The sequence below is a fragment of the Chitinophaga oryzae genome (genome assembly GCF_012516375.2).
In the GTDB taxonomy this organism is placed as follows: Bacteria; Bacteroidota; Bacteroidia; order Chitinophagales; family Chitinophagaceae; genus Chitinophaga; species Chitinophaga oryzae.
Window position 1 is genome coordinate 3,676,377 of the sequence record NZ_CP051204.2, and the last position, 24,373, is coordinate 3,700,749.

Below are 24,373 nucleotides of genomic sequence, written 5' to 3' on the forward strand. Positions count from 1 at the left end.
ATATCTTTTCAGGTGTTTAAAACGTTTGTGTGCTCCTTTGGGCCTTATCCCATACGGCCGACTGCTTTTTGGCGAGATACCGGAAAAAGCCCTGGTATACCGCGATGTTCATAAACAGAAAATAAAACGGGATATAAAAAAGTTTTGATTTGTGATGTGCTTTGGCTTGCTGGTAGCCAGTGAGCGCCGCCAGGTAAAAGCAGACCTGCCCGGCCAGCACCAGCTGGTAAAACAGGCCGGCGCCTGCCCATACCAGTATAATGTTGCTGATCAGCAGCAACGGAAGGCTCAGGGGGCTGAGCGTCCAGCGTAACACGCGGTGGGAGATGTACTGGAACGACAACAGGGGGTAGCGGAATATATTGAGGAGCGCGCGGAGCATCACGATGGATTGGAAGCCGCCGGCACTGATCCTTACTTTTCGTTTGTGTTCCTCCTCCATGGAAGAAGAGGGTGTTTCCATGGCATAGGCATCGGGCGCATAGGCGATCCGGTAGCCGGCCATGTTAATACGCAGGGAGATGATAAAGTCATCCAGGATCACTTCTTCTTCCACAGGCGTGTACAGGGAGGTCCGGATGGAGAACAGTTCCCCGGCGGCGCCTACCACGCTGTACAGTTCCGCGTCCATCTTTTTCAGGAAGGACTCGTACTTCCAGTAGATCCCTTCCGTGGCGGCGGCCCCGGCAGCGGCGGAAGCGATCACTTTCTTCTCGCCGGCTACACCGCCTGTATGCCCGTCGGCATAGTGTTTTACGATATTCTTTACGGCATCCCGATTGAGCAGGGTGTTGGCGTCGCAAAAGATCACAAAAGGATACCGCACCTGTTTCATGGCCCGGTTGATGGCTGCTGTTTTGCCGTGGCGTTGCGGCTGGTGCAGCAGTTTAACGGAAGGGTAGCGGGCAACGATGGCGGGCGTCTGGTCGGAGGACCCGTCGGTTACGAAAATAATCTCCAGCTTCCCGGAAGGGTAGTCCAGTTGCAGGGTATTAAGGATCTTCTGCTCTATAAAGCCGGCTTCATTATAAGCGGCCACCACCAGGGTCACCGGGGGCTCAAACGGCGTTGCCGGCGCTTTTTCGCGGCGGAACAGGCGTTTGATTTTAATCAGGCCGTACAACAGGATGCCGTATCCTATGTAGTTGTAAAACAGGATAAAAAACGCGGTAAAGAATATAAGGTAGACAGTGGTCATGATCGTTCGCTAATAGATACCTATTCAGTTGCCCAGCACCGTTGCCCGGGTTGCAGGGGAATGCAGCCCTGGTAGCGGCCCGGAATGTATTCGTATGCCATCGCTTTGGTAGCGCCCTGCATCGAGGTGCAATAGCCAATAACGGTATATTTTTTCAGGGTCATAAAAAACGAGTCCCCGAACAGCCGGGAAGATATTTTGCCCATCAGGCCTTCCCAGGGTCTGCTCTTTTTCTCAAAATGCGCTACGATAGTGGCTTTATCTTCCTTGCTGCAATGCACAAATGATTTGTTGTACTGCGTCCGGGCATAGGAAGCCACGTCTTCCAGGCCGTATAAAAAACGGTTCTGTACCTTCCTGGATGAACAGTCGCGTATCATCGTCACGATGAAGTCGTGTACGCCGGCGCTTTTGGCGCCGGGCGTATCGGTCTCCGGGATGATCACCTCCGCCAGTTCCGCAATAAGCGGCAGGTACTGGTCGAGGTCCAGGAGGTCGGGCTTTTTGTTGAAATGGTAGTAGCTGGCGCCGCCGGCGATGGCGGCTCCTGCGCCTCCAAACAACAGTATTCTGGCAATGGCTTTCCGTCTGTTCATCAGGTTCCTATTTTTTTCGCTTTGTGGCGTTATAGCTCTGGTATTGCAGGAGCCATTCGTAAATGTTCATACCGTTTTCGCGGTAATGCGGATCATAAAATGAATGCCAGCAGCAGTGGGCGCCCGGATACACCGTCAGCCTGTTGAGCCTGGGTTTGTACTTGCCGATGCTGTCGATGGCTTCCTTGGCGTTGTTCAGGAAATAGTCATCCTTGTCGCCCGCAAAGTACCAGGTATGGATGTCTGCGTCTGCCGCCAGTTTATACCGTTTCAGATAGGGAGGGTCTATCCTCGCGGCCGACATGGTGATGCAGCCGGCGATACGGTTAGACAATTCCCGTTCATGCGTTTTGGCAGATTCCACTGACCATCCGCCGGCGCTGTAGCCGGTGAGGTACATTCTCGTAGTGTCTACCGGGTAGTTTTTGATCACATCGTCCAGCATGTTGCTCACGTCCTGGGGGCCATGGACCAGCTCTCGGCCAGGGGCGCCACCACGATGAATTTATACAGCTGTCCGTCTTTTTTGTTGACGGCCTCAATTTTTTTCCCTTCTTTCAGTTGACGGGTAACGCCTTCCCGGAAGATCTTGCTGAGGTCTTTCCCCGCAATACTGCGCCCATGGAAACAAACCAGCAGCGGGTATTTTTTACCGGGCACGTTTTCTTCGGGCGTATAAATCAGCGCCTGTCTTTTTTGCCAGGGCCCGATCTTTACTTCTATATTGCGCATCGGGCTGTACTGCTGTTGACCCGCGGCTATGATCCCTGTCAGCAAACAGCCAATCAGGGTCATCAATTTCCGATACATACAGTTTCTTTTAGGTGAAAACAACAATTACAACTGCGCCATTACATTTTCCAGCGTAGTGCCTACCAGGGCCTCCAGTATCAGTTTGGACTGACGGAGTACTTTTTCCAGTTGTATGTGTTTCACCATTTCGCCGTTGTAGGCGCTGTAAGTGGATTTGTAAATTTCCAGGGGTACAGCGGGGTCGCCGGCGCGGAATTTTTCTTCTGTCTGGTTGAAGTTCTGCAGGGCATCTTCCATCAGCGGCATATGCAGCTCAAACAGTTTTTTGTTGGCGGCATATTCTTCGTAAGCCTCCAGTACTTTGCCTTTCAGGGCGATGGATTCCGCTTCGCGCTGTTTGTCGAGCAAGCGGCCTTCCGCCTTCACTCTTTTTACGTCGTTAGGAATTTTAATGAGATTGCCCAGCGGTAACATTACCCCGAAGTTGTAGCGGGGGTAGTAGTTGGCGTTGACGTTGTTGTTACTGTTACCCTTGATGGTAAACTCATTGAGGTTGCCCGCAGCGGTAAAATGGCTCAGCCAGGCTGATCCCGCCATGTTCTTTTCGTATTTGTTGATTTCTTTTTTGATAGCATACTGGCTGATGTCGGGGTTTTGCAGGGCCAGTTCTACCAGCTTTTCTTTAAAACGGGCTACCGTCACGGGGTCCGCCGGCAGTTTTAACAACACAGCAGTATCTTTTTTCTGCAGCTGCGCGAAAGCGAAGATGCTCAAACACATTACCAGAACGGTAGATAGCATTTTTTTCATGATTGTGTATTTAAAGCGTATAGATATTTGACTTTTATAGCAATAGCAGTGAGTGCGTTCAGCATGATCGATGATTCCACGAGGGTGGAGGCGTCCTGCGCGTATTGGGCCAGCGCCATTTCCAGCATAGATGCGGCGATGCCCAGCATCAGCAGTTTGTTGACTTCCCCATCTATCCGGAAATAGTTGCGGACGGCCATACTGATCAGCAGGAAGAAGTTGGCCGCTACCAGCAGTACGCCCAGCCAGCCGGTTTCCAGCACGGCGCGCAGGTAGCCGTTGTCTGTCTGCAGGTTGGCTACCGGATGCCCCGGGTAGAACAGCTGTCCGTTACCGCCGGTCGTCATCAAACCGCCGCCCAGTGGGTGGTCGTAGATATACGGCTGTATACGGTGGCGGTTTTCATCCCGCACGTCCATAGACGCGTCCTGCTTCCCGAGGAAAGCGGTCCGTATACGGATCACCGTACCATTGCTGTGGAAAGGCCCAAAAAGGATGACCAGGCCGGTAAATCCAAAGGCGATGGCGATCAGTATCGTATTGCGGTTGCGCAGGGTGGCGAGCAAAAACAGCATCAATCCTACCGGCAGCATCACATATCCGGTGCGGGTGCCGGAATAAGCCAGCGCCAGCCCCTGTAAAACGGTGGAGATGATCAGCAGTATCTTCTTTTTCAGGCCCAGGTTCGACAGTTTGGCGGTCAGCAGTATCAGACAGATGATGATGTTGCAGGCCATGATAATACCGAAGGAAGCCGCGTCTGACATAAAAGAGAAGATGCGTATGCCGGAGATGATGATCGTGGTGTTGAACATCTTGGGGTATTTGGCGATAAACGCCTTCTCGTAGGGCATCAGCCCGAACCATTGCTGCAGGCAGGCGTAAAAGGCCGCCGCCGTACAAATGGCTATCCAGAACTTAAAGAACGTACGCACGTCTTTCATGCTGTTGAACACATGCAGCCCGATGCCGAGGAAAATCATGTTCCGCGCAAAAACCCGGAAGAAAATGGACCAGGCGAGCAACCTGTGGCCTGCCGGGTTGGCGATCTGGATAATAAGCAGGACGGTATAGAGATAAAAGGAGATGAGCAGCGCGTCTTTCATGAACTGCACTTTTTTGACGCTCTTGTCTCCCCGGCGGAGAATACAACCCAGCAAAGTGCTGATCAGCAGCCCGTCCATCACCACGCCCACACTTTGTGAGGAGCCCGAAATCCTCTCCAGTAAAGGTAGTATCAGGGTGATGGTAATAAAAATATAGTATCCCAGCTTGTAGTTGATGACGCATACAAGGCAGATAGCCATGCCGATAATGCCTACCACCATCGCAACGCCGATTTTCAGGTCCAGCGAAGCAACGTAGGTGAGTATCGGTACCAGTACTATCCAGAGTACGATCGTCAACAGGCGGATGATATTTTTTTTAATCGCAAACATTCGGTCTGACTGATTTACAGGAATATTGTTTTGATCAGCAACAGGAGGATGATCACGCCTGCAAAGAGGATGATCAGTGACTGATGCAGTCCTTCGCTGATGAATCTTTTTTCTTTCTTCATGATATACCTATGGCGTTTTTGGCGGTGTCCCTTTCTTTAAAGGGACCGGTGAACAGAAAATTCAACCGTACCAGCATACAAAAGCGGTACAGGATAATGGAACCGAAGAGCCCCGCTAATACCAGGATGACGGTGATCACCGGAATGTTGGTCAGTATGCCTGTTTTCAGGATAGCTACCCGTAACAGGAAGATGATACCCAGATGCAGCAGGTAGATGTATAATGAATAATGCCCGATCACCTGCAGTAATTTCAGCTTCTCATATTTGGCGAGAATAAAAGCGATCATGATCACCAGCAATCCGCCCAGCGTGGCGAGCAGAGAAAACAGGTAGATGCTCATGTCCTGGTGCGACATACAGTAGTACTGCACCAGCAGGAATACCGGCACCAGCGCCAGTGCTTTCCAGGGAGAGGTGAGCTGCTGCTGTACGTTCTCAGAAAAGAAATAAGGGGCCGACAGATGTCCTAACGCAAAGTAGACGTAGTAGATCATCACATCGGAGATGGTGCTGATATCTCCGGCGTAGGATTTCATGCCCAGCATTACCAGGCCCAGCGCTACCTGTATCGCCGGGTGCAGCTTCAACACCACGGAGGTGAAAAGGTACAGGGCTGAAACATTGAACAGCGCGGCCAGGTACCAAAGCTGGAGCATGCTCCTGGGATGAATGAGGATATCGATGTAATTATCGGCTGTCAGCTTGTGATTGGTGTAGTCTGTAAATAAAATCTGCAGGGTGACCTGGATGATGCACCACAACAGGTACGGGTACAACAAAGTGTTGATCTTCGAGATCAGGAAGTTTCGCGGTCCGCGCTTTTTTACGCTGGAAGCAAAGAACAGGCCGGACAGGAAGAAAAACAGCGGCATACGGAAGCCATAGAGCATCTCGTTGGCTTCCATCATCAGCTGGTTAATATTGGCACCGGTATAAAGCAAACCATAAATTACATGACGATACAGTACGAAAATAATGGCAATACCTTTCGCATAGTCAACCCAGGCATATCGCCGGGAAGTTTGGGGGCGGAATGAAAAAATATAATTGATGGCTGCTTTCAGTTTCATTAGTTGTCTTTTTTGGGCAGAATGCTACAGGTCGAGGTAATCCTCTTTGATGTTGTTAAGCACAGCGCCCAGCAGTTTACCATTAAGCCCTTCGAGGAACTGAATTGACTCCCTGTCATTTTGTTTGAGGGAAATTTTGGAAGAGAACACCGCTACCACGCCTTCTGCATAATGTTCCAGCTCTTTGCTGTCTGTATAGTCATTCAGCGGGGCGCCTTCCATGATAATGAAATCATAATATTGTTTCAGCTGCGGCAAATAATTGAGCAGATGATTTTTAGGCAGTATTTCAGTCGGCGTATAGTCGCCACCTTTACAACCGATCACCTCAATATTTTCAACAGAGTAGGTGGTGACAATTTCTTTTACCTTTTCGATGCTGAAATCTTCAGGGGCAACGGAAAACGTTTCCAGCGTGGGTCTGGCTTTCAGTTGCAGGGTGAGGTCGTTGTTACAGAAGTTGGTATCGATGATCAATACCTTTTTATTGCTGAGACTGAGGCTGTACGACACGGCCTGCACCAGGGTGGTTTTACCTTGTTGCGGTTCGGTGCTGGTGAAAAGGAAGATGGACTTGCCGCTGTTTTCTATTTCGAAGCGCAGCTTGCGCAGGAATTCGCGGAAGCTGTTCTGGCGCTTGCGTACGGCGTCGTAGTTCTCTTCTTTCTGTTGCAGTACTTCCAGGATGCTGTATTTTTTCAGGTCCGCATGGTTGATCGTGCTGATCAGTTTGAGGTCTACGTTTTTCTCAAAAATAGAAGGTGATTTGATGGACGAGTCAAAGAACTCGCGGAAAAGGATACCGATGGTGGTCAGCATGAAGATGGCCAGTCCGGACACGCCCATGATGATGATCCGTTTGGAGGATTCCGGTTTGAAGGCCGGCTGTCCTTTCAGTGTCTGGCGGAAGTTGTCCATCGGTGCGGTGCGGTTGTCTATGGCGGAGTTGAGCTTTTCTTTCAGTTTATTGTATTCATCCTGTGCCAGGGTCACTTCCTGCTGCAGGGTGCTCACAGTGGCTTCCTTGTTGGCATAGGAACCTACGGAGCCTTTCAGCATCCTGATTTTGGCCTGGAGGTTGGCAATGTTCTGGGAGGAGGCCTTCAGGTCTGATTCCAGGCCAGCTTTTTTCTGTATGAGTTCTTCTTTGCTGACAACGGCACCGGTAGGGGTGGCGCCGATAGAGGACGCATTCTGCAATTGTTTGCGCAAAGCCTTGATCCTTTCGGCGAGTGCGTCATTGTTGCTGCCGGTGCGCAGGTATTCGTCGTTCAGGTCATTGATCTGGCGGCGTAATGACACGATATCGTTGTTGTTGCTGTAGGCGGTTCTGCCCTGGTTGGCGGCGGCAATCTGCGTGTTCACATTTTGCAGGGAAGCCTGTAAGGTATTGTAGGTCGCCTGTTCGTCGAGCAGCCCTTTTTCAAGCTGACTGATGAGCGACAGTTCGTTGGTGCTGGCAGCTTCCACGTTCAGCAGGCCGGCGGAAGATTTGTACATACGCAGGGCTTCCACTTTGGCGTCGAGTTCCTGTTTCTTTTTGTTGACCAGCTCTTCGAAGGTGGACACGTTTTCCACGGTGCGCTCAGAGCGCAGGCTGCGGTAGTAGCGGATAAATTCGCTGTACAGCGTGTTTACCACGAAAGCTGATTGTTCCGGGTTGGGGGAGCGGAAAGAGATGTCGATATAGTCTGTCCTGGACAGGCGGCCTACGTTCAGCATCTTGCGGATGGACTCGTAGTCGTATTTACAGAGTTTCATGTATTCCAGGATACGACGTTCATCCGGGTGGTAGGAAGTCAGCATCTGGAGGGAGTCCAGGTGGTTGCGGCAGAGCTGCAGCGCTTCTGTTTTGTTGAATGCTTTGTATTCGGGGGATTTGATATCCTTTTCAGTAAGCTGTACAAAGGGTTTGTTGCTGGTGAGGTCGTGGATCAGCAGCTGGTATTGCAGCAGGCCGATCACCAGTGGGGAGTTGATGGTCTGCACCACGTTTTCGAACTTCACGTCCGCTTCATATATATTGGTGTTTTCTTCCCGGAGGGTGATCTGGTCTTTAATGGTGAAGCCGGTGGACATCTGTGCGTTGGACACGTACAGGCGTTGTCTTCCCATGGTAAACACAAAGGCAAGTACGACCGCAGCGAGGGTACTGAGGATGATCCACCATTTCTTTTTCAATAATGCCTTTATAAAATATATTACATCCATATTAATTATGAAATTTTATCATTTAACCATTTAATCATGTCACGTGTACCAGTGAATTACCACGCCGTGTGAGGGCACAATAACCGTATCCGGCAGCTGCGAAAATGCATGGGCATTTTTTCAGCGTTTTGTTTTTAATAAAACGGGTAAGATATTAATCCAACCAGCGTCTAGTTGGTTTTGTCGAAGGATGTGGTCTGCGGAGGTGTAGGTAAGAAACCGGAAACATTACGGGGTATATGTTCCGACATGTAATAAATGGCCTGTGGCATATCCGGTTTACGGCGCTAAATTACGGGGCAATTTTTTAAGAAGTCTTTTTTTTGGGCGAAATGCAGTTTTTTGTTGGTGAACGATTAAAAATCCCGGTTGAAAATATTTCATAGTGTGGAGAAACTGAATCAGTTAAGGTTGCCGGCGATCCTTAAATTGTGGATATACTTTATAACAGTCAATTGCGGTAATAATGGAGTGTAGTTCCGTTGCTCCGGCATAAAGTAGTTTTGTTCACAGGGTAATTTCGTTTACAGCAAAATTTCTGTCTTTTACAGGGAAAAAACTACCGTTTACCAAATTATAGATTAGAGATAAAAGGATTATTCTAATTTTACACCCGTCGAACATCGTAATCGACGTAAACCATAGCCAGCGACCAGAATCGCAGTAATAATTCACACTATTGTCCTCCAGAGAAACCGATTAACCTGATTAACCTGACACCTGACCTTATCCCATTTAAAGCCATTGTGTTTTTATTTACCATGCTGCACTTGTGCAGTGTAAAATTTGATAAGTAGTCTCTTAATATAAGGTCATGAAAAAGACAGTTTTGATAATCGACGATAGCGCACCAATCAGATTTCTGCTGGAGGCAATGTTAAGTAAGGAATATAACGTGGTATCAGCTTCTGATGGGTTTGTAGCACTTACCTGGCTTGCCAAGGGGAACTCGGTGGATTGCATTGTCACCGATCTGCAGATGCCCAACATCAATGGATGGGAATTGCTCGAATATCTTTCCGGCAGCGGTTTATATCAGAATATTCCGGTAGTGGTGTTGTCCAGTCAGCCGGACGTGGAAGTGCATAATGAGGAGGCCGGGCATAAATATCATAATGTACATGCTTTTGTACAGAAACCATTTGACCCCATGCGGTTGATGGAAACAGTGGGACAGGCCATTAACCGCCAGCTGGTAGCTATCGCCTGATTACCAAATCATGTTGCTGTTATATAATCCCGAAAACATGGATAAAATTACTACACCTACTTTGCAACCCGTTGTCTGTGAGAATGTCCCGAATGTGGAAATGAATACCGGCGCTGTTATCCGCGATCTGGTAAATGAAAAAATAGTGCTCATGGTCGGACAGTTCCAGCACCGGTTACCGGATGACATGCCTTATTTAAAATGCCTGCTGGTCGCCAACGTGGCAGGAGCGGAGAAAGTGATCGCTGAACTGAAACGGCTGTACCGCCGCTTGCCCGCTGCGATCGTATTTCGGGTGGGCAGTGGCTTTGAAACAGGGTTGTCCCAATGGCAGGAGTTTTTTGCGCTCCAGCCGGCTATGACCGCAGTACCTTTTTTCCTGCTGGCAGATAAAGTCACCGACCGAGCACGTTCGCTGAAAAGAGATTTTCCCTTTGTGGACGATATCATTACCCGCGAGTCTTTACAGGACCTCTCCGGTAAAATTGAGTTCGTGACCAAGTTCAAAAATATGCAGCTGCTGCCTCCGGAACCGGAACCTGCGGCACTGCCGGTATCCGCCCGCAAAGGCAAACGCCTGGGTTACGTGCTGAAACGTACGTTCGATATCACGGCCGCCTCCACCGCCCTGGTGCTCGCCAGCCCGCTGATGCTGCTGATTGCCATCGCCATCAAACTGGAATCCAAAGGCAGTGTCTTCTATGCTTCCCCCGCGCCGGCAAAAACTATAAAATTTTCAAGTTCTATAAGTTCCGTACCATGGTGGCAGACGCCGACAAGCAGCTGGCCAAACTGAAACACCTGAACCAGTATGGCGACAATGCGAAAGGAGCGGTGTTTTATAAAGTGTCCAACGACCCGCGCATCACCCGCCTCGGCAACTTCCTCCGCAACACCAGCCTGGATGAGATCCCACAGCTGTTCAACGTGCTGAAAGGCGACATGTCGCTCGTAGGCAACAGGCCGCTGCCGCTGTATGAAGCAGCCACGCTCACCACCGATGAGTGGGCGGAACGCTTTATCGCGCCTGCCGGTATCACTGGTTTGTGGCAGATCAGCAAACGCGGCAAAAAAGAAATGTCTGCTGAAGAAAGGATAGAACTGGATATCAACTATGCTCACCGCAACTCATTCGCTTATGATATGTGGCTGATCATGAATACACCGAAAGCGCTGATTCAAAAAGATAACGTGTAATGTTGTTACACCTGATAGAAATAATACTGTTTGCCTACCTGGCCGCCTGTGTACTGTACAACCTCGTACTGTCTGTGGCCGGCCGGCTGGCCCGGAAAAAGAAACCGGCACCACTGCATGCTGATACCGCCCATGCACGTATCGCAATACTGGTGCCGGCTTACAAGGAAGATTCGATCATATTGTCTACTGCCCGGAGTTACGCGCGGCAGTTATACCCGGTCACCCGCTTTGAAACAATCGTGGTGGCCGATTCCCTGCAACCGGCTACCGTCCGCCAGTTAAGGCAGGACGGTATCAGGGTGGTGGAAGTATCATTTGATAAAAGCACGAAAGCCAAATCGCTGAACGCAGCATTTGAACAGCTGGATGAGGAATACGACCTGGCGCTGATCTGCGATGCGGACAATGTGCTGGAAGAGTCCTTCCTGCTGAAGATCAACGAGGCTTATCAGCAGGGGTACTACGCCATACAGGGCCGCAGGGTCGCTAAAAACATGGACAGCCCGTTTGCCGTGCTGGACGCGGTCAACGAGATTGTGGCCAACCACCTGTACCGTAAAGGCGCCAACGCCCTGGGACTTTCTTCTTCTGTAATAGGCTCCGGCATGGCTTTTCACTATCCGCTGGCCAAAAGCATCCTGAAAGAAATTCAGGCTACCGGCGGGTTCGATAAAGTCCTGCAGCTGCTGCTGATAGAAAAAGGGTACCCCATTCACTACCTGGAAGATGCCTGCATCTTCGACGAAAAAGTGGAGAACCCGGAAGCTTTTCAAAACCAGCGGAAGCGCTGGGTGTCGAGCCAGTTCGTTTACCTGCGCACCTTCTGGGGCAAAGGCTGGCGGCAGCTCTTCAAAGGCAACCTCAATTATTTTAACCTGGCCATCTGCCAGAATATCCTGTTGCCGAGAATGATCCTGCTGGCGGGCATTACCTGCTGTACGGCACTGGCTTTCCTGCTGCAGCGTTTCCTGTGGATACCGGCCTGGGGATGGGCGGTAGTTTTCCTGCTCAATATCCTCAGCCTGTTATTGCCGGTACCGCGTTTATTTTTCACCCGTTATTTCCTCACGGCGCTGGCAGGACTGCCGAAAGCCGTGTGGATCATGGTTTCGCTGATGTTCCGGTTGAAAGGGGCCAATAATACCTTTATTCATACCAAACATACCAAAACGGAAATCGATAATCCTTTGTTAGATGCAGCCAGAAAATAACATACCATCCCCGCTGGTGTCTATTGTTACGGTCAACTACAATAACAGTGCGGTGACCTGTGACCTGCTGCATTCGCTGGCGAAAAACAGTTACCGCAATATAGAGGTGATCGTGGTGGACAACGCTTCGAAGGAAGACCCCACAGACCTGCTGAAAGCGGCTTACCCCGATGTGCAGGTGATTTGCAGCCCGGAGAACAAAGGGTTTGCCGGAGGCAACAACCTTGGCGTGAAAGCTGCCCGGGGAGAATATCTTTTCCTGGTCAATAACGATACAGAGTTTACCAATGGCCTGATTGAAGGCCTGCTGGAAATATTTGAACAATACCCCGATGCCGGTGTGGTGAGCCCTAAGTTTCACTACTACTTCCACAAGGGGACGCTCGAATACGCCGGCTACCGCGCGGTGGACATCTTTACAGGCCGTAACAGTATGATCGGCTGTAAGGAGGAAGATAACGGACAGTACGATACGATATCTGAAACCAACTACGCGCACGGCGGCGCCATGATGATATCCCGCACTGCCCTCGAAAAAGTAGGGCTGATGCCGGAGCTTTATTTCCTCTATTATGAGGAGTTCGACTGGTGCGAACAATTCAAACGCCACGGCTATAAGATCTACTACCAGTACAAATCACTGATTTACCATAAAGAGTCCATGACAACGGGTAAAAACAGCCCGTTGAAAACATATTACATCACCCGTAACCGGTTGCTGTTTATGAGAAGGAACGTGAAGCTGCCGGCCAGACTGGTATTTATGGCTTATTTCACTTTGATGACGGTGCCCAAAAATACCCTGCAGTTCGCGCTGAAAAGGGAATCGGCCCATCTCAAAGCTTTCTGGAAAGGAATCATGTGGAACCTTACACACCTAAAACGTAATACTGACCCATGTGCGGCATAGCAGGATTTATAGACTTCAAAAAAAGAGCGGACGCGGACATGCTGGGCCGGATGACAGATGTGCTGGCACACCGCGGACCAAATGATAAAGGATATGAGGTGCTGGAGCATCCCAAAGCCAGTGTCGGCCTGGGACAGCGCCGTTTGTCCATACAGGACCTGAGCGCCCTGGGCCATCAGCCCATGCACTTTGAACACCTTTCTCTGATTTTTAACGGGGAGATATATAACTTCAAAGAGATCAGGGCCGACCTCGAAAAGCTCGGGTACGCTTTCCGGTCCTCATCGGACACCGAGGTGCTCATTAAGGGTTATCATGCCTGGAAGGAAAAAGTGCTGGACCATTGTATCGGTATGTTTGCTTTTGTGCTGTTTGACCGCCGGGAAGAAAAAGTAATCCTCTGCCGGGACCGCGCTGGCGTGAAACCTTTGTATTACTACTGGGACGGCAGCACGCTGCTGTTCGGCTCTGAACTGAAGAGCCTCTGTGAATGCCCGTTTTTCCCGAAACAGATCGATGTGAAAAGCATGTCGCTTTTCCTGCAGTACAGTTATATCCCCGGACCTTACACTATCTACGCCGATACCCGCAAGCTGCGGCCCGGTCATCTGCTGGAACTGCCGCTCAATACGGCCGTACCGGAAGAACGGGAATACTGGAACGTGTTAAACGCCTACCGTCAGCCGTTGACCGGCCTGAGCGAACAGGACGTGTTACAGCATACCGAGGAGCTGATGCAAAGCGCTTACCAGTACCGCATGGTGGCCGACGTGCCGGTGGGCGTGTTCCTCAGTGGTGGTTATGACAGCGCCAGTGTGGCGGCTATGCTGCAATCCGGCACCTCCAGCCGGATCAAGACGTTTACCATTGGCTATAAAGAAAAACAATGGGACGAATCAGCGGAAGCACGCAAGATCGCCGAACACCTGGGAACGGACCACCATGAGTGGATCATCGGCCCGGAAGACGCAAGGAGCGTGCTGGAACACCTGCCGGAAATTTATGACGAACCATTTGCCGACAATTCCACCGTGCCTACTACGCTGGTCAGCAAACTCGCCAGCCAGCATGTGAAAGTGGCCCTGTCTGCCGATGGCGGCGACGAAATTTTCGCCGGTTACCACAAGTTCGGCCAGTCTCTTTCTTATACGAGTCAACTGCCCAGGGGCGTACAGACAGCGCTGAGCACCATGATGGGATGGGTGAACCCGGAAGTGATCCCGTACTTTAATAAAAAGTACAACTTCGCCTCCCGCTATGAAAAAATGAAGCTGATATGGGCTTCCGGCAAACCGCAGGAGGCCATGAAATACATCGCACAATATCTCACCGAAAGCGAAGTGGCCCGTTATACCGGTAAGCACCTGGAGAACTACAAAACCAACTTCGACCTCAACGGAGAACTGTCTGCCGTAAACGACCCGCTGAACCGCCTGCTGGCCGTGGATTACAAGACCTTCCTGGCAGACAACAACCTCGTAAAGGTAGACCGTGCCACCATGTCCGTGAGTATCGAAGGCCGTGAGCCAATGCTGGACCACCGCCTGGTGGAATTCCTGGCGCAGGTGCCCGCATCGCTGAAAGTAAAAAACAATACCAATAAATACATTCTCAAACAGATCGTGCACAAATACATTCCGCCGGCATTGATGGACAGGCCCAAACGTCCTTTCATCGCGCCTTTGCAGGAATGGTTCCGCGATGATCTGAAAGAGCAGATGCAGTATTACCTGTCGCCGGAAAGACTGAACAAAACCGGCCTGTTCGACGCCGGGCAGATACAGCGGCTGCTGCAGCAGTACCTGTCGGGTGGTAAAGTGAGCCATCAGAAATTATGGAACATCCTGGTTTTCCAGCTATGGTACAACCGGTGGATAGCAAAACTGTAAGGAACAAACGAAGCATCAATGGCGCAACAAAGAAAGATAAGGGTATTGGAAACGATCCGCCAGGGTAAGATTGGAGGAGGGGAGAGCCATGTGCTGGACCTGGTGGCGTCGCTGGATAAAACGCAGTTTGAAGTGGTGGTGCTGTCCTTCACCGACGGACCGATGGTAGCTGCCCTGCAGGCCATGGATATCCCGGTGACGGTGATCAGCAGCCACAAAGCCTTTGATCTGTCTGTCTGGATGAAGGTGAAAAAATTCATCCGGTCGCATCAAATCGACATCGTACATGCCCATGGCACAAGGGCCAACACAAATATTTTGTGGGCGGCCCGAAGCCTTGGGATACCGGTAGTATATACCATCCATGGATGGTCTTTCCATGAAGGGCTGCACCCGCTGGCCAAAAGGGCCAGGGTAGCCGCAGAGAAGTTCATCACCCGCATGGTGCAGCACAATATCTGTGTGTCCGACTCTAACCGCAACACCGGTCAGAAAGCCTTCGGCGCTTTCAGGGCCACGGTGATCCGCAATGGTGTAAACCTGGAAAAATTCAATGCCGACGGCATTTACCCGGATGTGAAAACGGCCTACGGTATTCCGGCAGACCATGTGGTGATTGCTTATATCGCCCGCATGACCTTACAGAAAGACCCGGTAAATATGCTGCAGGCTTTTGCGCAGGTGCTGACACAGGTGCCGAAGGTCACCCTGCTGATGGTAGGCGAAGGAGAGTTGAAGCAGGCGGCAGAAGACACCGCCGGTGCGTTGGGCATTACAGACCATGTGATCTTTGACCGGTTCCGCCAGGATGTCCCTGCCGTACTGAACGCAGCAGACATTTATTGTCTGCCTTCACTGTGGGAAGGGTTCCCGATTGGCGTACTGGAAGCGATGGCGATGGGCAAAGCGGTGATCGCCTCCGATGTGGACGGCACCCGTGAAGCTTTGACCCATGAAGAAAACGGTCTGCTGATACCGGCATCCAATCCCGATGCGCTGGCAGCGGCCATCGTCAGGCTGGTAAAAGACCCGACGCTGCGGAAGCGGTTACAATTCAGCGCTGTTACGGCTGTACGCACCCGGTACAACGTAGCGGCCGTTACCAAAAAAATTGAAGCGGTTTATCACCAGCTTTTTAAATCATAAAATCATCATGACACAGCCAGTGATCACCTACGAATACGAACGGATTGCAGATATCAAACGTCTGAATTTCATTACGGAAAGCCTGCAGAAGGAAATCCCTGCCAACGCGCATGTATTGGACGTTGGCTGCGGTAACGGCGTTATCAGCCGGCACCTCGGACAGTTTGGCTACAACGTGCTGGGTATCGATATCAGCCAGAAGACCATCGACGTGGCCCGTAGTAAAAATAAACTGCCGAACGTAGCCTTTGAAGCGATCAGCGCAGAAGAACTGACAGCCAAAGGGCAGCAGTACGATGCTGTGATCTGCAGTGAAGTGCTGGAACATCTGCATCATCCGGAAGTACTGCTGCGTACCATCTACGCATCCCTGAAAGATAACGGTATCCTGGTGGTGACAGTCCCCAATGGCATGGGACCCCGTGAAGTATGCGTCACCAAGCCGATGCTGAAAGCACGCAATAATCCGGGCCTGTGGTCATTTATCAACAAGGTGAAAAGCGCCCTGGGCTTCAGGGGAACGACCGTACAATCGCAGGCCGATAACCTGGACCACGTACAGTTTTTCACCCGGAAAGACCTGACAGCACTGGCTTCTGCCAATGATTTTCATATCGTCCGGTTCGCCAAAACCAATTTTGTGGAAGACGTGTTCCCGTTCTCGATTGTAACCAAACGGGTAAAAGCGTTGCAATCGCTGGATTGCAGCATTGCGGAGTTATTGCCGGTGGGTTTTACCGGCGGTTTTAATACGCTGTGGAAGAAAAATACCGGTCACTAAATACCCAAATACCCAAATTTCAAAATACCCAAATTTCAAAATCTCAAAATGAATGTGCCTGTTGGCTCGTCAGTCATGACTGCCAACAGGTTTTTTTATGATCTCATCTATCCGGTCCAGTACCGGCGCCCCGTGGTCAAACTTGCGGGCGAAACACTTACCGGACGACATCAATGCCTCCATGTCTTCCACCCCCAGCACTTTGGGGTGTTCCTTTCCGGCAGACCAGTCGATATAGTGCAGATAGTCCGTTAACTGTGGCCGATATACGTCGCTGTTCATCAGGATGGTCTGGAAAATAAACTCGTCGGCGCCCCAGGTAAGTTTGAAGTACCGGCGCAGTGCAGGATGTTGTTGTTCATACTCCACACAGAACCGCACACAGTCCAGCGTGAGCGTCCACCAGGCGGAGCCGCAGCAGAGTTTCAGTCCCAGCGGCGCTTTGCGGCGGGGCAGCAGGGCGGTGAGCAGTTGTCCCAATTTGTATTTCCCGGGAAAATTGTATTCCACGAAATGATAGTGTTCCATTTTGCTCATCATCGGCCGGAGGGCTTCTTCGCTGATGACGTTCATAAACTGCCTGCCGGTTTGTTTTTCTAAAAAACGAAGGATGTCGCCGATGGGCTGCAGCGGATAATCCTGCCCGCTGAGCAGCGTCACCCATGCGTAGTTGATGCCGGAGCGCAGCACGGTATTCATGCCGTTGAGCGATGCCTGAATGATGCCCCATCCGGCCCAGGTAACGTTGGCGCGTTCTTTTATGAGGTATACCTGCGGCAGTGCCAGTACCTGTTCCCATTCGGGCAGCGCGCATTTGGCGTCGATATGCACGTAGCAGTCCACCTGGGGATGGGCCAGGCTTTTCAGCAGTCGCTCCAGCTGTGCCGGTTGTTTATGTACCTGTATGATAAATGCAATTCTCATGGATAATTATTTGGTAACGGCGCTTTTGTTCCGCAATTTGTTGAGCATGGCCATACATTCCTGCCAGCCGTAGGTCCAGATGTCCCGGATGCTGACATCCAGGTGTTTTTTAACGAAGTAATACCCGAAAGCTGCTGCAAACACTACGTTGAGCAGGGAAGAGAGGGCTACGGACCTCACGTCGGCAAAGAAGTAAACAAACGCTACATCGCAGATGATGTTGAGCAGCAGTTTCAGAAAGTTCTTATAGAAATTGATGTCCGGCAGATTGATCATGTCGAGGGTCACGCCGATGAAACGGTCTATCGGCCAGAGGATGGCGGAGAGCAGGAAGATGCGTACGATGTCCGTTGCGCCGAGATAGGCTTTGTCGGCCAGGATGATAATGAGCGGCTGGGTGAGGACGATCAGTACAATGATAAAGGGGATGATCAGGATGCTGACGGTGCCGGTATACCGGCAGAAGGCGCGGGCCACGCCCGCATAGTCTTTCCGGTTGGCGGCGGCAGACAGTGTCGGTTGTGAGGTGGCCACAAAGCTGCGCAGGATGATCTCTATCACCTCCATAAATTTCTGCGGGATGCTGTAAATAGCTACTGCAGCCGGGTTGAGCATGGTGCGGATCACGAGGTTGTCGGAATAGCTGATCAGGGAAGAAGATACCATGCTGCCTACTACCATGCGGCCGAAGCGGAACAGCGCTACTTTATGTTCGCGGGTACGGAATACCATAGCCCGGACGCGGGTCCACCTGAAGAGGAAACAGTAGGCGCTGGCCAGCGCCATGCTGAGGCAGTAGGCGTATAATACGTTGGGAAGGGAAATCCGTTGGAGGCCAAAGAGGACGCCCAGCAGTACGAGGAAAGAACCGTTTTGTATGAGCCGTATCTGCACGATCTTGTCAAACCGGTGTTCCGCCTGCAGTATCCAGGAGGCAAAGTTCCACGGGAGAGAGAGCAGGGTAAGGATGCCGATCCAGCCGATAAACAGGTGCCAGGTATCGTTGAACCGGTCATAGGCAACGAAGTACACGATCGCTGACAACAATACATAACCCAGCGTCAGCGCCAGGGAGATATACCATGCTGCACCTGCTACGCCCCGTGCGGTGTTTTCCTCCACGCCGGCGTAAAACTTGATGATACCGGATTGCAGCAGACCGGTACGGACCTGGTCCATGATGTTGTAAGTAGCAATAAACAGTACCCACTCGCCGAAAGCATTCAGGGACAATACCCTGACCAGGATGGCAAATGACAATACATTAAAGAATGCGGTGACGAGGTTGCCAAGCAAAGAGTGAAAATGCCGGTTGCGTAAAGTGGCCAATAGACTAAATCCCATGAATCAACAATTAAATCATTTTATGTTGGTTCTTAACAGGATACAGATAAAGTGAAGATGCCAGGAGCGAACGCCCGACGAGGGTATGGTGTAATTCGTATGCAAGATACATTTTTTGTTAAATAAAATGGTAGTCATCCCCCTAAAAAACAATGTTTTCTTTGAAAATCAATTTCGTACAAGCGCTGTTTATTAATAATTTAATTTTAAAATTAATAGATATACATTATTTTTTATATTTGTTGTGCAAATTCTGTTATCTTGCGCCCATACTATTGCAAAGTCTCCGCTCGAGATAATTATGGAATCGTCGCCCCGTTGAAAACGCAATAGCTAACCATTTTTTACGAAAAGCCATGATCTGGTGAAAAAACGCTACGCATTGTTCAGCAGGGCCATTGTGTGCCTGCTCTTCTTATCCCTTGTGTTACCAGCCACCGCTCAACAGGCGGAGGTAATGCTGCCTGCTCAAACTGTCAATAACGTTGCCGGCTATCTGGAAGCGCTGCCGCAAGGATATAACAGTAACACCGATAAATACCCGCTGATCATCTTTTGTCATGGAGTGGGAGAGTTGCAATACGACGCCAACAATCCCAATACGCCACGCGCTATTTCCGGGGTGGCGAACAATGGTATTCCCAGGTTGATCCGTGACGGAAAGTTTCCTGCTTCCTTCAGTGTCAACGGTCAGCGTTTTTCCTTCATCGTGATTTCTCCTTTTTTCATCAGATGGCCGGGCGCTGACGACGTGCATAAACTGCTGGCTTACCTGCAGACGAAATACCGCATCGACCCCAACAGGATATACGTGACGGGTTTGAGCATGGGCGGCGGCGTCACCTGGGGCGTAATCTCGGAAAACAGTACCAAAGCCAAACAATACGCTGCGGCAGCTGTAGTCTGCGGTTCCTATAACGTCAACGACCGCCCGGAGCTGCCAGCCGTGATCGCGGCAAACCACACGCCGGTATGGGCTTTTCATAACAAAATAGATCCGACCGTCAACCCGCAATGGACCATCGACTGGGTCAGCAAAATCAACAGCTCCGTGCCCGCGCCGGTACCACCGGCCAAAATGACCATCTTCGATGCCAGCGGCCACGACTCCTGGACGCAAGCCTACGATCCTAACTATAAGGACCCCGCCACCGGCCTTAACGTATATGAGTGGATGTTGTCTTATTCGCTCAACGTTACGCCCCCGGCGCCAGCCAACAAGCGCATTGTGGTAAAACCCAACCGCGGCAGCGGCATCTACTATACGGATGCCATGAACCAGTTAAATATCACGCCGGGTGACACGCTTTGTATCCCCGCCGGCGACTATGACTATATACAGTTCAGTAAACTGACAGGTACTGCCACCAAGCCGATCATCATCACCAACTGCGGTGGCCTGGTTCGGGTAGGCGTCAACAGCACCGCTACGGCTGCATCTTTCGTATTATCCACCTGCAGTTATTTCAAACTGGAAGGTAACGGCGAACCCTCGCTGCAATACGGCTTCGATATCAACGGCACCAACCAGCGCGGCGAAAAGATGTTTGGCCTTTATCTCGGCGACGGCTCTACCGACTTTGACGTGCATCATTTGTATATACATGACGCCAGTATGTTCGTACAGGCGAAAACGTTACAAAGCTGCGATCACCCCGAATGGCTGGAAGGATCTTTCCTGATGAAAGACATCAAAATCCATGACCTGCTCTGCCGCAACTCTACCTGGGAGGGCTTCTATATCGGTAATACCCATTATCTCTATTCCAGCGGCAACTGCCAGAACATGAAATCCCATCACATCCGGAATCTTGAAGTCTATAACAACGACCTCGAGAACATGGGCAGCGACGGTATCCAGATTTCCATGGCCGACCTCGGGAATAACAAAATACATAACAACCGGGTGGTTAATTATGCCGTGGCCCGCAACAGCGCCCACGGATACGGTATTATGAGCGGCGGGGGCAGTACGCTGCAGATCTACAACAACCGCATTGATAAAGGCTACAATCCCGCTATCCAGATCTTTGGCTCCGGTATCAATACGGTGTACAACAACGTGATCTCCAATATTACTTTTGAGGGGATCAATGCCATCGACAAAATTGTATTTGAGCCTGCCACTGCCTATATCTATAATAATACCGTTTACAACACCGGCGTAAACGGCATTAAGATCTATGCAGACAAAACCACTATCGGGCACAAGGTGTATAATAACCTGGTGATCGCCAACGGTACGCAATGGGATTACCCGCAGACGGGCTATTATATTAAAGGCTCCAATCCCATAAAGTTTGATTTTACGAATAACCTGAATTTTAAGACCCCTGCCGATGCAGGAATAGGCGATGCGCCCAACGGCAACTTCCGGCTGTTGACCGGCTCCAAAGCCATCAACGCGGGCCGCGATATGACGGACCTGGCGCTGACCACCGACCTGGAAAATACTCCCCGGCCACAGGATGCCAAATATGATGCAGGCGCCTACGAGTTCAGGACCGGTACCAATAATATTGTTCCCGCTGCCAATGCAGGCAAAGACCTGTTTATCTCCCTGCCGGTGAACTCCGTACAGCTCGACGGCTCTGCGTCTACCGATGCAGACGGCACCCTCACCGGCTATAGCTGGAAAAAAATCAGCGGTCCCAATGCAGGAACGATCGCCAGCCCGGCCCAGGCAGTGACGAATGTGACAGGACTCGCAGCCGGCACTTATATCTTTCAGCTGACAGTGACGGACAACAGAGGGATCAGCGCTGCCGACCTGGTGACGGTCACGGTGCTGGCCGCAGCGGCCAAGCCGCCGGTGATCATCACCACGACGAACATCACGATTACACTGCCCGCGAATAGCGTACAGCTGGACGCCAGCAGTTCCTATGATCCGGACGGTATCATCACCGGGTATGAATGGAAACAAATCAGCGGACCCTCTGCCAGTGTGCTGGCAGATAATACCTCGAGCAACACTGCCGCTGGTTCGCTGAAGCAGGGCGTATATACGTTCCAGTTAACTGTTACCAACAATGCCGGCTCTAAAGTTACCACGAATGTAACGGTAACGGTGAACGGCGCTCCCGGCACCAATCAACCGCCTGCCGCCAATGCCGGTAATGACCAGACGATCACGCTGCCTGTCAGCAGCGTTACGCTCGACGGCAGCGCTTCCAAAGATCCGGACGGCTCTATCGCCTCCTGGAAATGGGAGAAGATAAGCGGCCCTGCCAGCGGTACTATCGGCAGCGCCACCACAGCGTCCACCAGGGTGACCGGCCTGACCGCAGGTACCTATGTGTTCCAGCTGACCGTAACGGACAACGCCGGTGCGACTGCCACCGCACGGGTAACCGTGACCGTTTTACCGGAGCCCGGCAACAACCAGCCGCCTGTTGCCCATGCCGGCGTCAATCAGGTAATCACACTGCCTGTCAGCAGCGTCACGCTCGACGGCAGCGCGTCCAGGGATACAGACGGCTCTATCGTTTCCTGGAAATGGGAAAAGGTGAGCGGGCCGGATGCAGGCAATATTGGCAGCCCGAATACTGCTGTTACTGCTGTCACCAGCCTGGCCGCCGGGACCTATGTGTTCCAGCTGACTGTAACTGATAATGAAGGCGCCAGCGCCACTGCACGTGTAACCGTGACCGTGCTGCCACCGCCGGGCGAGAACCGTCCACCGGTAGCCAATGCCGGTCAGAACGAAAAAGTAGTATCGCTGGTAATCCTCGATGGCACTGCTTCTTATGATCCGGACGGCGCTATTGTAAAATACAGCTGGGAGCAGGTAACAGGACCTGCCGGGGCAAACATCGCCGGCGCCAGCGCGGCAAAAGCTACTGCCACCGGGCTGATTAAAGGCGTATATACGTTCCGGTTAACGGTGACCGACAACGAGGGACTAACTTCTGCCGCTGTCAAAACAGTGACGGTGGTAGATCCGGATATCCCGGACAATGACTCCGGCATTGTAAACCTTTATCCTAACAGAATTGTCGGAAATGGCAGCGCTTTACTGAAAATCAAACACAGCGACCTCCGGTCCGGCAGGATCACCATCTATAAAAGCAATGGCATGGCAGTGAAGCAGTTCACCTTCCAGATGAACGACGTCTTCACCACCGGCATTGATTTCAGTGCGCTGGGCACCGGAATCTATTTCATTGAAGTCAGAGGGATAGGTACGGATTATAGATGGGTAGGGCGGTTCATGAAACTATAAGCGGGATTCATAAGCGCAGATAGCCTCGTATAAAGCAGCCGCGGAATTCTCCCAGGTATGGGTGAGCGCAAATGCCCTGCGGGCTGCTGCCAGTTCCGGCTGACGGCCGTCGAGGGCAGCTTTCAGCTGCAGGAGATAGGAAGTCAGGTCATCCGCCAGGTATACATAATCCTCAAACATCTTCATGGTAGGGGTACGGGTGGCCACTACCGGTTTACCCATCGCCAGGTATTCATCTACTTTGAGCGGGTAGTTGCCGATCGTCAGATCGTTGACTACCTGCGGATTAATACATACATCGAAGGATTTCACATAGGCCGGAAGGTCCGCCATCGGCTTGCCGCCGGTAAAGTGTACGTTGGGCAGTCCGTGCAGGGGCGACTTTTTGAAATCCTCGTCTTCATGCCCCACCAGTACAAAGTTCCAGTCTTTTTGTTCCGATGCGAGGTTCACCAGCAGGGGGATGTCCAGCCTTAAACTGGTGAGCGCGCCTACGTAACCGATCACCGGTCCTTTCAGATGGACCGTATCCGCCGGCACGTCCATGGGGCGGTCGGGATTGAACAGCTCCAGGTTGCAGCCCTGACCGATATAGTGGCTTTCGGGATTATATTTTTTCAGCCGTTCGGCAAGGTACAGCGAGTTGGCCACACCGATATCCGCCTTGGCGATGTGCGCCGGCTCCAGTTTTTCCCCGTGTTTACGCCAGTAGTCCACCGCCAGGATGTTGTCCCGGCTGTAGTAGATATATACCGACGGCTGTAACAGCTCTTTCAGGTAGAAGCTCCTGAAAATATCGTTGTCATTAAAAAGGATCACATCTTTGAAGCCCAGCTGCCGGATAGCCTTGCGGATATTGCGGGCGAAGCGGCGGTTGTTGATGCGGTTGAAAACGGAAAACAGGGCGGTAGACGGCAGCCAGTTGATCGACTCGATGACCGAAGTGGGATAAAGGTTCCACATATTGTCACTGATCTGCACCAGCGAAGGCGCTTTCCCGTTGATGACCGCCTTATGGTGATCAATTTCTTCGCCGGCATGGCGATTGAAGGAGGTACGGCGGTCGATGGGGGCGTTAACATACAGTACCCTGTTTTGTTTGGAAAACTCGGCTGCAAGGCTTTTGCAGTTACTGCCAATTTTGGTGTACCAGGGTTGGAGGCCCACAATAACAATATCCCGGTTAGAAACAGACATCATAACAATATCAGTAGGGTAATAAAAAAGGGAGGTTGTCCAGAGGAGGGATGGGTAAAATCAGATGGAATGCAAAGTAAATAAAATCCGCCGGTTCATACAAATAAACTTTATCCGGCCCTAAAAGGTTAAAT

18 protein-coding genes and 1 pseudogene are annotated in these 24,373 nt (G+C 51.2%); 8 read left to right on the forward strand and 11 right to left on the reverse strand.

What is annotated here, in order from left to right; translation table 11 throughout:
* Nucleotides 1-16: 16 nt before the first annotated feature.
* The 8 genes from HF324_RS15335 to HF324_RS15370 all read right to left on the reverse strand — a co-directional run bounded on the left by HF324_RS15335 (nucleotide 17) and on the right by HF324_RS15370 (nucleotide 8,202).
* On the reverse strand, nucleotides 17-1,198 hold the full coding sequence (locus tag HF324_RS15335) for a glycosyltransferase family 2 protein (protein WP_168860201.1): 1,182 nt from the start codon (nucleotides 1,196-1,198) through the stop codon (nucleotides 17-19).
* A 20-nt stretch (nucleotides 1,199-1,218) separates the two neighbouring features.
* Nucleotides 1,219-1,794 (reverse strand): gluconate 2-dehydrogenase subunit 3 family protein, encoded by a 576-nt coding sequence (locus HF324_RS15340; RefSeq protein WP_168803317.1) that lies wholly within the window; start codon nucleotides 1,792-1,794, stop codon nucleotides 1,219-1,221.
* A 7-nt stretch (nucleotides 1,795-1,801) separates the two neighbouring features.
* Entirely contained in the window at nucleotides 1,802-2,248 is a 447-nt protein-coding gene (locus tag HF324_RS15345) for a hypothetical protein (protein ID WP_168860202.1), read from the reverse strand.
* The gene (locus tag HF324_RS15350; protein WP_168860203.1) at nucleotides 2,245-2,604 is read right to left on the reverse strand and encodes an alpha/beta hydrolase; all 360 of its coding nucleotides are present in this window, start codon (nucleotides 2,602-2,604) and stop codon (nucleotides 2,245-2,247) included. Before HF324_RS15350 ends, HF324_RS15345 begins: the two co-directional genes overlap by 4 nt.
* A 27-nt stretch (nucleotides 2,605-2,631) precedes the next feature.
* Nucleotides 2,632-3,357: a TolC family protein gene (locus HF324_RS15355; RefSeq protein WP_168803319.1), complete on the reverse strand. Its 726-nt coding sequence runs from the start codon at nucleotides 3,355-3,357 to the stop codon at nucleotides 2,632-2,634.
* A complete protein-coding gene (locus HF324_RS15360; protein ID WP_168803320.1) occupies nucleotides 3,354-4,796 on the reverse strand; it encodes an O-antigen ligase family protein in 1,443 nt (480 codons plus the stop codon). Before HF324_RS15360 ends, HF324_RS15355 begins: the two co-directional genes overlap by 4 nt.
* Before the next feature lie 118 nt (nucleotides 4,797-4,914).
* Nucleotides 4,915-5,991: an acyltransferase family protein gene (locus HF324_RS15365; RefSeq protein ID WP_168860204.1), complete on the reverse strand. Its 1,077-nt coding sequence runs from the start codon at nucleotides 5,989-5,991 to the stop codon at nucleotides 4,915-4,917.
* Nucleotides 5,992-6,015: 24 nt separating this feature from the next.
* A complete protein-coding gene (locus tag HF324_RS15370) occupies nucleotides 6,016-8,202 on the reverse strand; it encodes an exopolysaccharide transport family protein (RefSeq protein WP_168860205.1) in 2,187 nt (728 codons plus the stop codon).
* Between the two features lie 814 nt (nucleotides 8,203-9,016).
* Here HF324_RS15370 and HF324_RS15375 point away from each other — a divergent pair.
* The 7 genes and pseudogenes from HF324_RS15375 to HF324_RS15405 all read left to right on the forward strand — a co-directional run bounded on the left by HF324_RS15375 (nucleotide 9,017) and on the right by HF324_RS15405 (nucleotide 16,549).
* Nucleotides 9,017-9,412: a response regulator gene (locus HF324_RS15375; RefSeq protein WP_078672994.1), complete on the forward strand. Its 396-nt coding sequence runs from the start codon at nucleotides 9,017-9,019 to the stop codon at nucleotides 9,410-9,412.
* A gap of 511 nt (nucleotides 9,413-9,923) precedes the next feature.
* A pseudogene (locus HF324_RS33610) lies at nucleotides 9,924-10,609 on the forward strand (sugar transferase).
* Nucleotides 10,609-11,823: a glycosyltransferase family 2 protein gene (locus HF324_RS15385; protein WP_168803323.1), complete on the forward strand. Its 1,215-nt coding sequence runs from the start codon at nucleotides 10,609-10,611 to the stop codon at nucleotides 11,821-11,823. Before HF324_RS33610 ends, HF324_RS15385 begins: the two are co-directional and overlap by 1 nt.
* A complete protein-coding gene (locus HF324_RS15390) occupies nucleotides 11,807-12,733 on the forward strand; it encodes a glycosyltransferase family 2 protein (RefSeq protein WP_168803324.1) in 927 nt (308 codons plus the stop codon). The genes HF324_RS15385 and HF324_RS15390 overlap by 17 nt, the downstream gene beginning before the upstream one ends.
* Entirely contained in the window at nucleotides 12,721-14,622 is a 1,902-nt protein-coding gene (gene asnB, locus HF324_RS15395) for an asparagine synthase (glutamine-hydrolyzing) (protein WP_168860206.1), read from the forward strand. Before HF324_RS15390 ends, asnB begins: the two co-directional genes overlap by 13 nt.
* Nucleotides 14,623-14,640: 18 nt before the next feature.
* Complete coding sequence (locus HF324_RS15400) at nucleotides 14,641-15,768, forward strand: glycosyltransferase family 4 protein (RefSeq protein WP_168803326.1); 1,128 nt, start codon at nucleotides 14,641-14,643, stop codon at nucleotides 15,766-15,768.
* 7 nt (nucleotides 15,769-15,775) lie between these two features.
* Nucleotides 15,776-16,549 carry a class I SAM-dependent methyltransferase gene (locus HF324_RS15405; RefSeq protein WP_168803327.1) on the forward strand — a complete coding sequence of 258 codons (774 nt, stop codon included), beginning with the start codon at nucleotides 15,776-15,778 and terminating at the stop codon, nucleotides 16,547-16,549.
* Nucleotides 16,550-16,618: 69 nt separating this feature from the next.
* On the opposite strand, the gene HF324_RS15410 is transcribed toward HF324_RS15405, so the two are convergent.
* Entirely contained in the window at nucleotides 16,619-17,473 is an 855-nt protein-coding gene (locus HF324_RS15410) for a beta-1,6-N-acetylglucosaminyltransferase (RefSeq protein WP_168803328.1), read from the reverse strand.
* A 6-nt stretch (nucleotides 17,474-17,479) separates the two neighbouring features.
* Nucleotides 17,480-18,817 (reverse strand): lipopolysaccharide biosynthesis protein, encoded by a 1,338-nt coding sequence (locus HF324_RS15415; RefSeq protein WP_168803329.1) that lies wholly within the window; start codon nucleotides 18,815-18,817, stop codon nucleotides 17,480-17,482.
* 364 nt (nucleotides 18,818-19,181) lie between these two features.
* Here HF324_RS15415 and HF324_RS15420 point away from each other — a divergent pair, with 364 nt between their 5' ends.
* Nucleotides 19,182-23,042 (forward strand): PKD domain-containing protein, encoded by a 3,861-nt coding sequence (locus HF324_RS15420; RefSeq protein ID WP_168860207.1) that lies wholly within the window; start codon nucleotides 19,182-19,184, stop codon nucleotides 23,040-23,042.
* On the opposite strand, the gene HF324_RS15425 is transcribed toward HF324_RS15420, so the two are convergent.
* Entirely contained in the window at nucleotides 23,037-24,242 is a 1,206-nt protein-coding gene (locus tag HF324_RS15425) for a glycosyltransferase (RefSeq protein ID WP_168860208.1), read from the reverse strand. The two genes, HF324_RS15420 and HF324_RS15425, sit on opposite strands and share 6 nt — an antisense overlap.
* Between the last annotated feature and the right edge of the window lie 131 nt (nucleotides 24,243-24,373).

Bases quoted from the DNA above. Each gene is read 5' to 3' on its own strand.
- HF324_RS15335 (WP_168860201.1), bottom strand. From the start codon at position 1,198: ATGACCACTGTCTACCTTATATTCTTTACCGCGTTTTTTATCCTGTTT.
- HF324_RS15355 (WP_168803319.1), bottom strand. From the start codon at position 3,357: ATGAAAAAAATGCTATCTACCGTTCTGGTAATGTGTTTGAGCATCTTC.
- HF324_RS15350 (WP_168860203.1), bottom strand. From the start codon at position 2,604: ATGTATCGGAAATTGATGACCCTGATTGGCTGTTTGCTGACAGGGATC.
- HF324_RS15400 (WP_168803326.1), top strand. From the start codon at position 14,641: ATGGCGCAACAAAGAAAGATAAGGGTATTGGAAACGATCCGCCAGGGT.
- HF324_RS15360 (WP_168803320.1), bottom strand. From the start codon at position 4,796: ATGTTTGCGATTAAAAAAAATATCATCCGCCTGTTGACGATCGTACTC.
- asnB (WP_168860206.1), top strand. From the start codon at position 12,721: ATGTGCGGCATAGCAGGATTTATAGACTTCAAAAAAAGAGCGGACGCG.
- HF324_RS15385 (WP_168803323.1), top strand. From the start codon at position 10,609: ATGTTGTTACACCTGATAGAAATAATACTGTTTGCCTACCTGGCCGCC.
- HF324_RS15390 (WP_168803324.1), top strand. From the start codon at position 11,807: ATGCAGCCAGAAAATAACATACCATCCCCGCTGGTGTCTATTGTTACG.
- HF324_RS15370 (WP_168860205.1), bottom strand. From the start codon at position 8,202: ATGGATGTAATATATTTTATAAAGGCATTATTGAAAAAGAAATGGTGG.
- HF324_RS15375 (WP_078672994.1), top strand. From the start codon at position 9,017: ATGAAAAAGACAGTTTTGATAATCGACGATAGCGCACCAATCAGATTT.
- HF324_RS15410 (WP_168803328.1), bottom strand. From the start codon at position 17,473: ATGAGAATTGCATTTATCATACAGGTACATAAACAACCGGCACAGCTG.
- HF324_RS15415 (WP_168803329.1), bottom strand. From the start codon at position 18,817: ATGGGATTTAGTCTATTGGCCACTTTACGCAACCGGCATTTTCACTCT.
- HF324_RS15365 (WP_168860204.1), bottom strand. From the start codon at position 5,991: ATGAAACTGAAAGCAGCCATCAATTATATTTTTTCATTCCGCCCCCAA.
- HF324_RS15405 (WP_168803327.1), top strand. From the start codon at position 15,776: ATGACACAGCCAGTGATCACCTACGAATACGAACGGATTGCAGATATC.
- HF324_RS15340 (WP_168803317.1), bottom strand. From the start codon at position 1,794: ATGAACAGACGGAAAGCCATTGCCAGAATACTGTTGTTTGGAGGCGCA.
- HF324_RS15425 (WP_168860208.1), bottom strand. From the start codon at position 24,242: ATGATGTCTGTTTCTAACCGGGATATTGTTATTGTGGGCCTCCAACCC.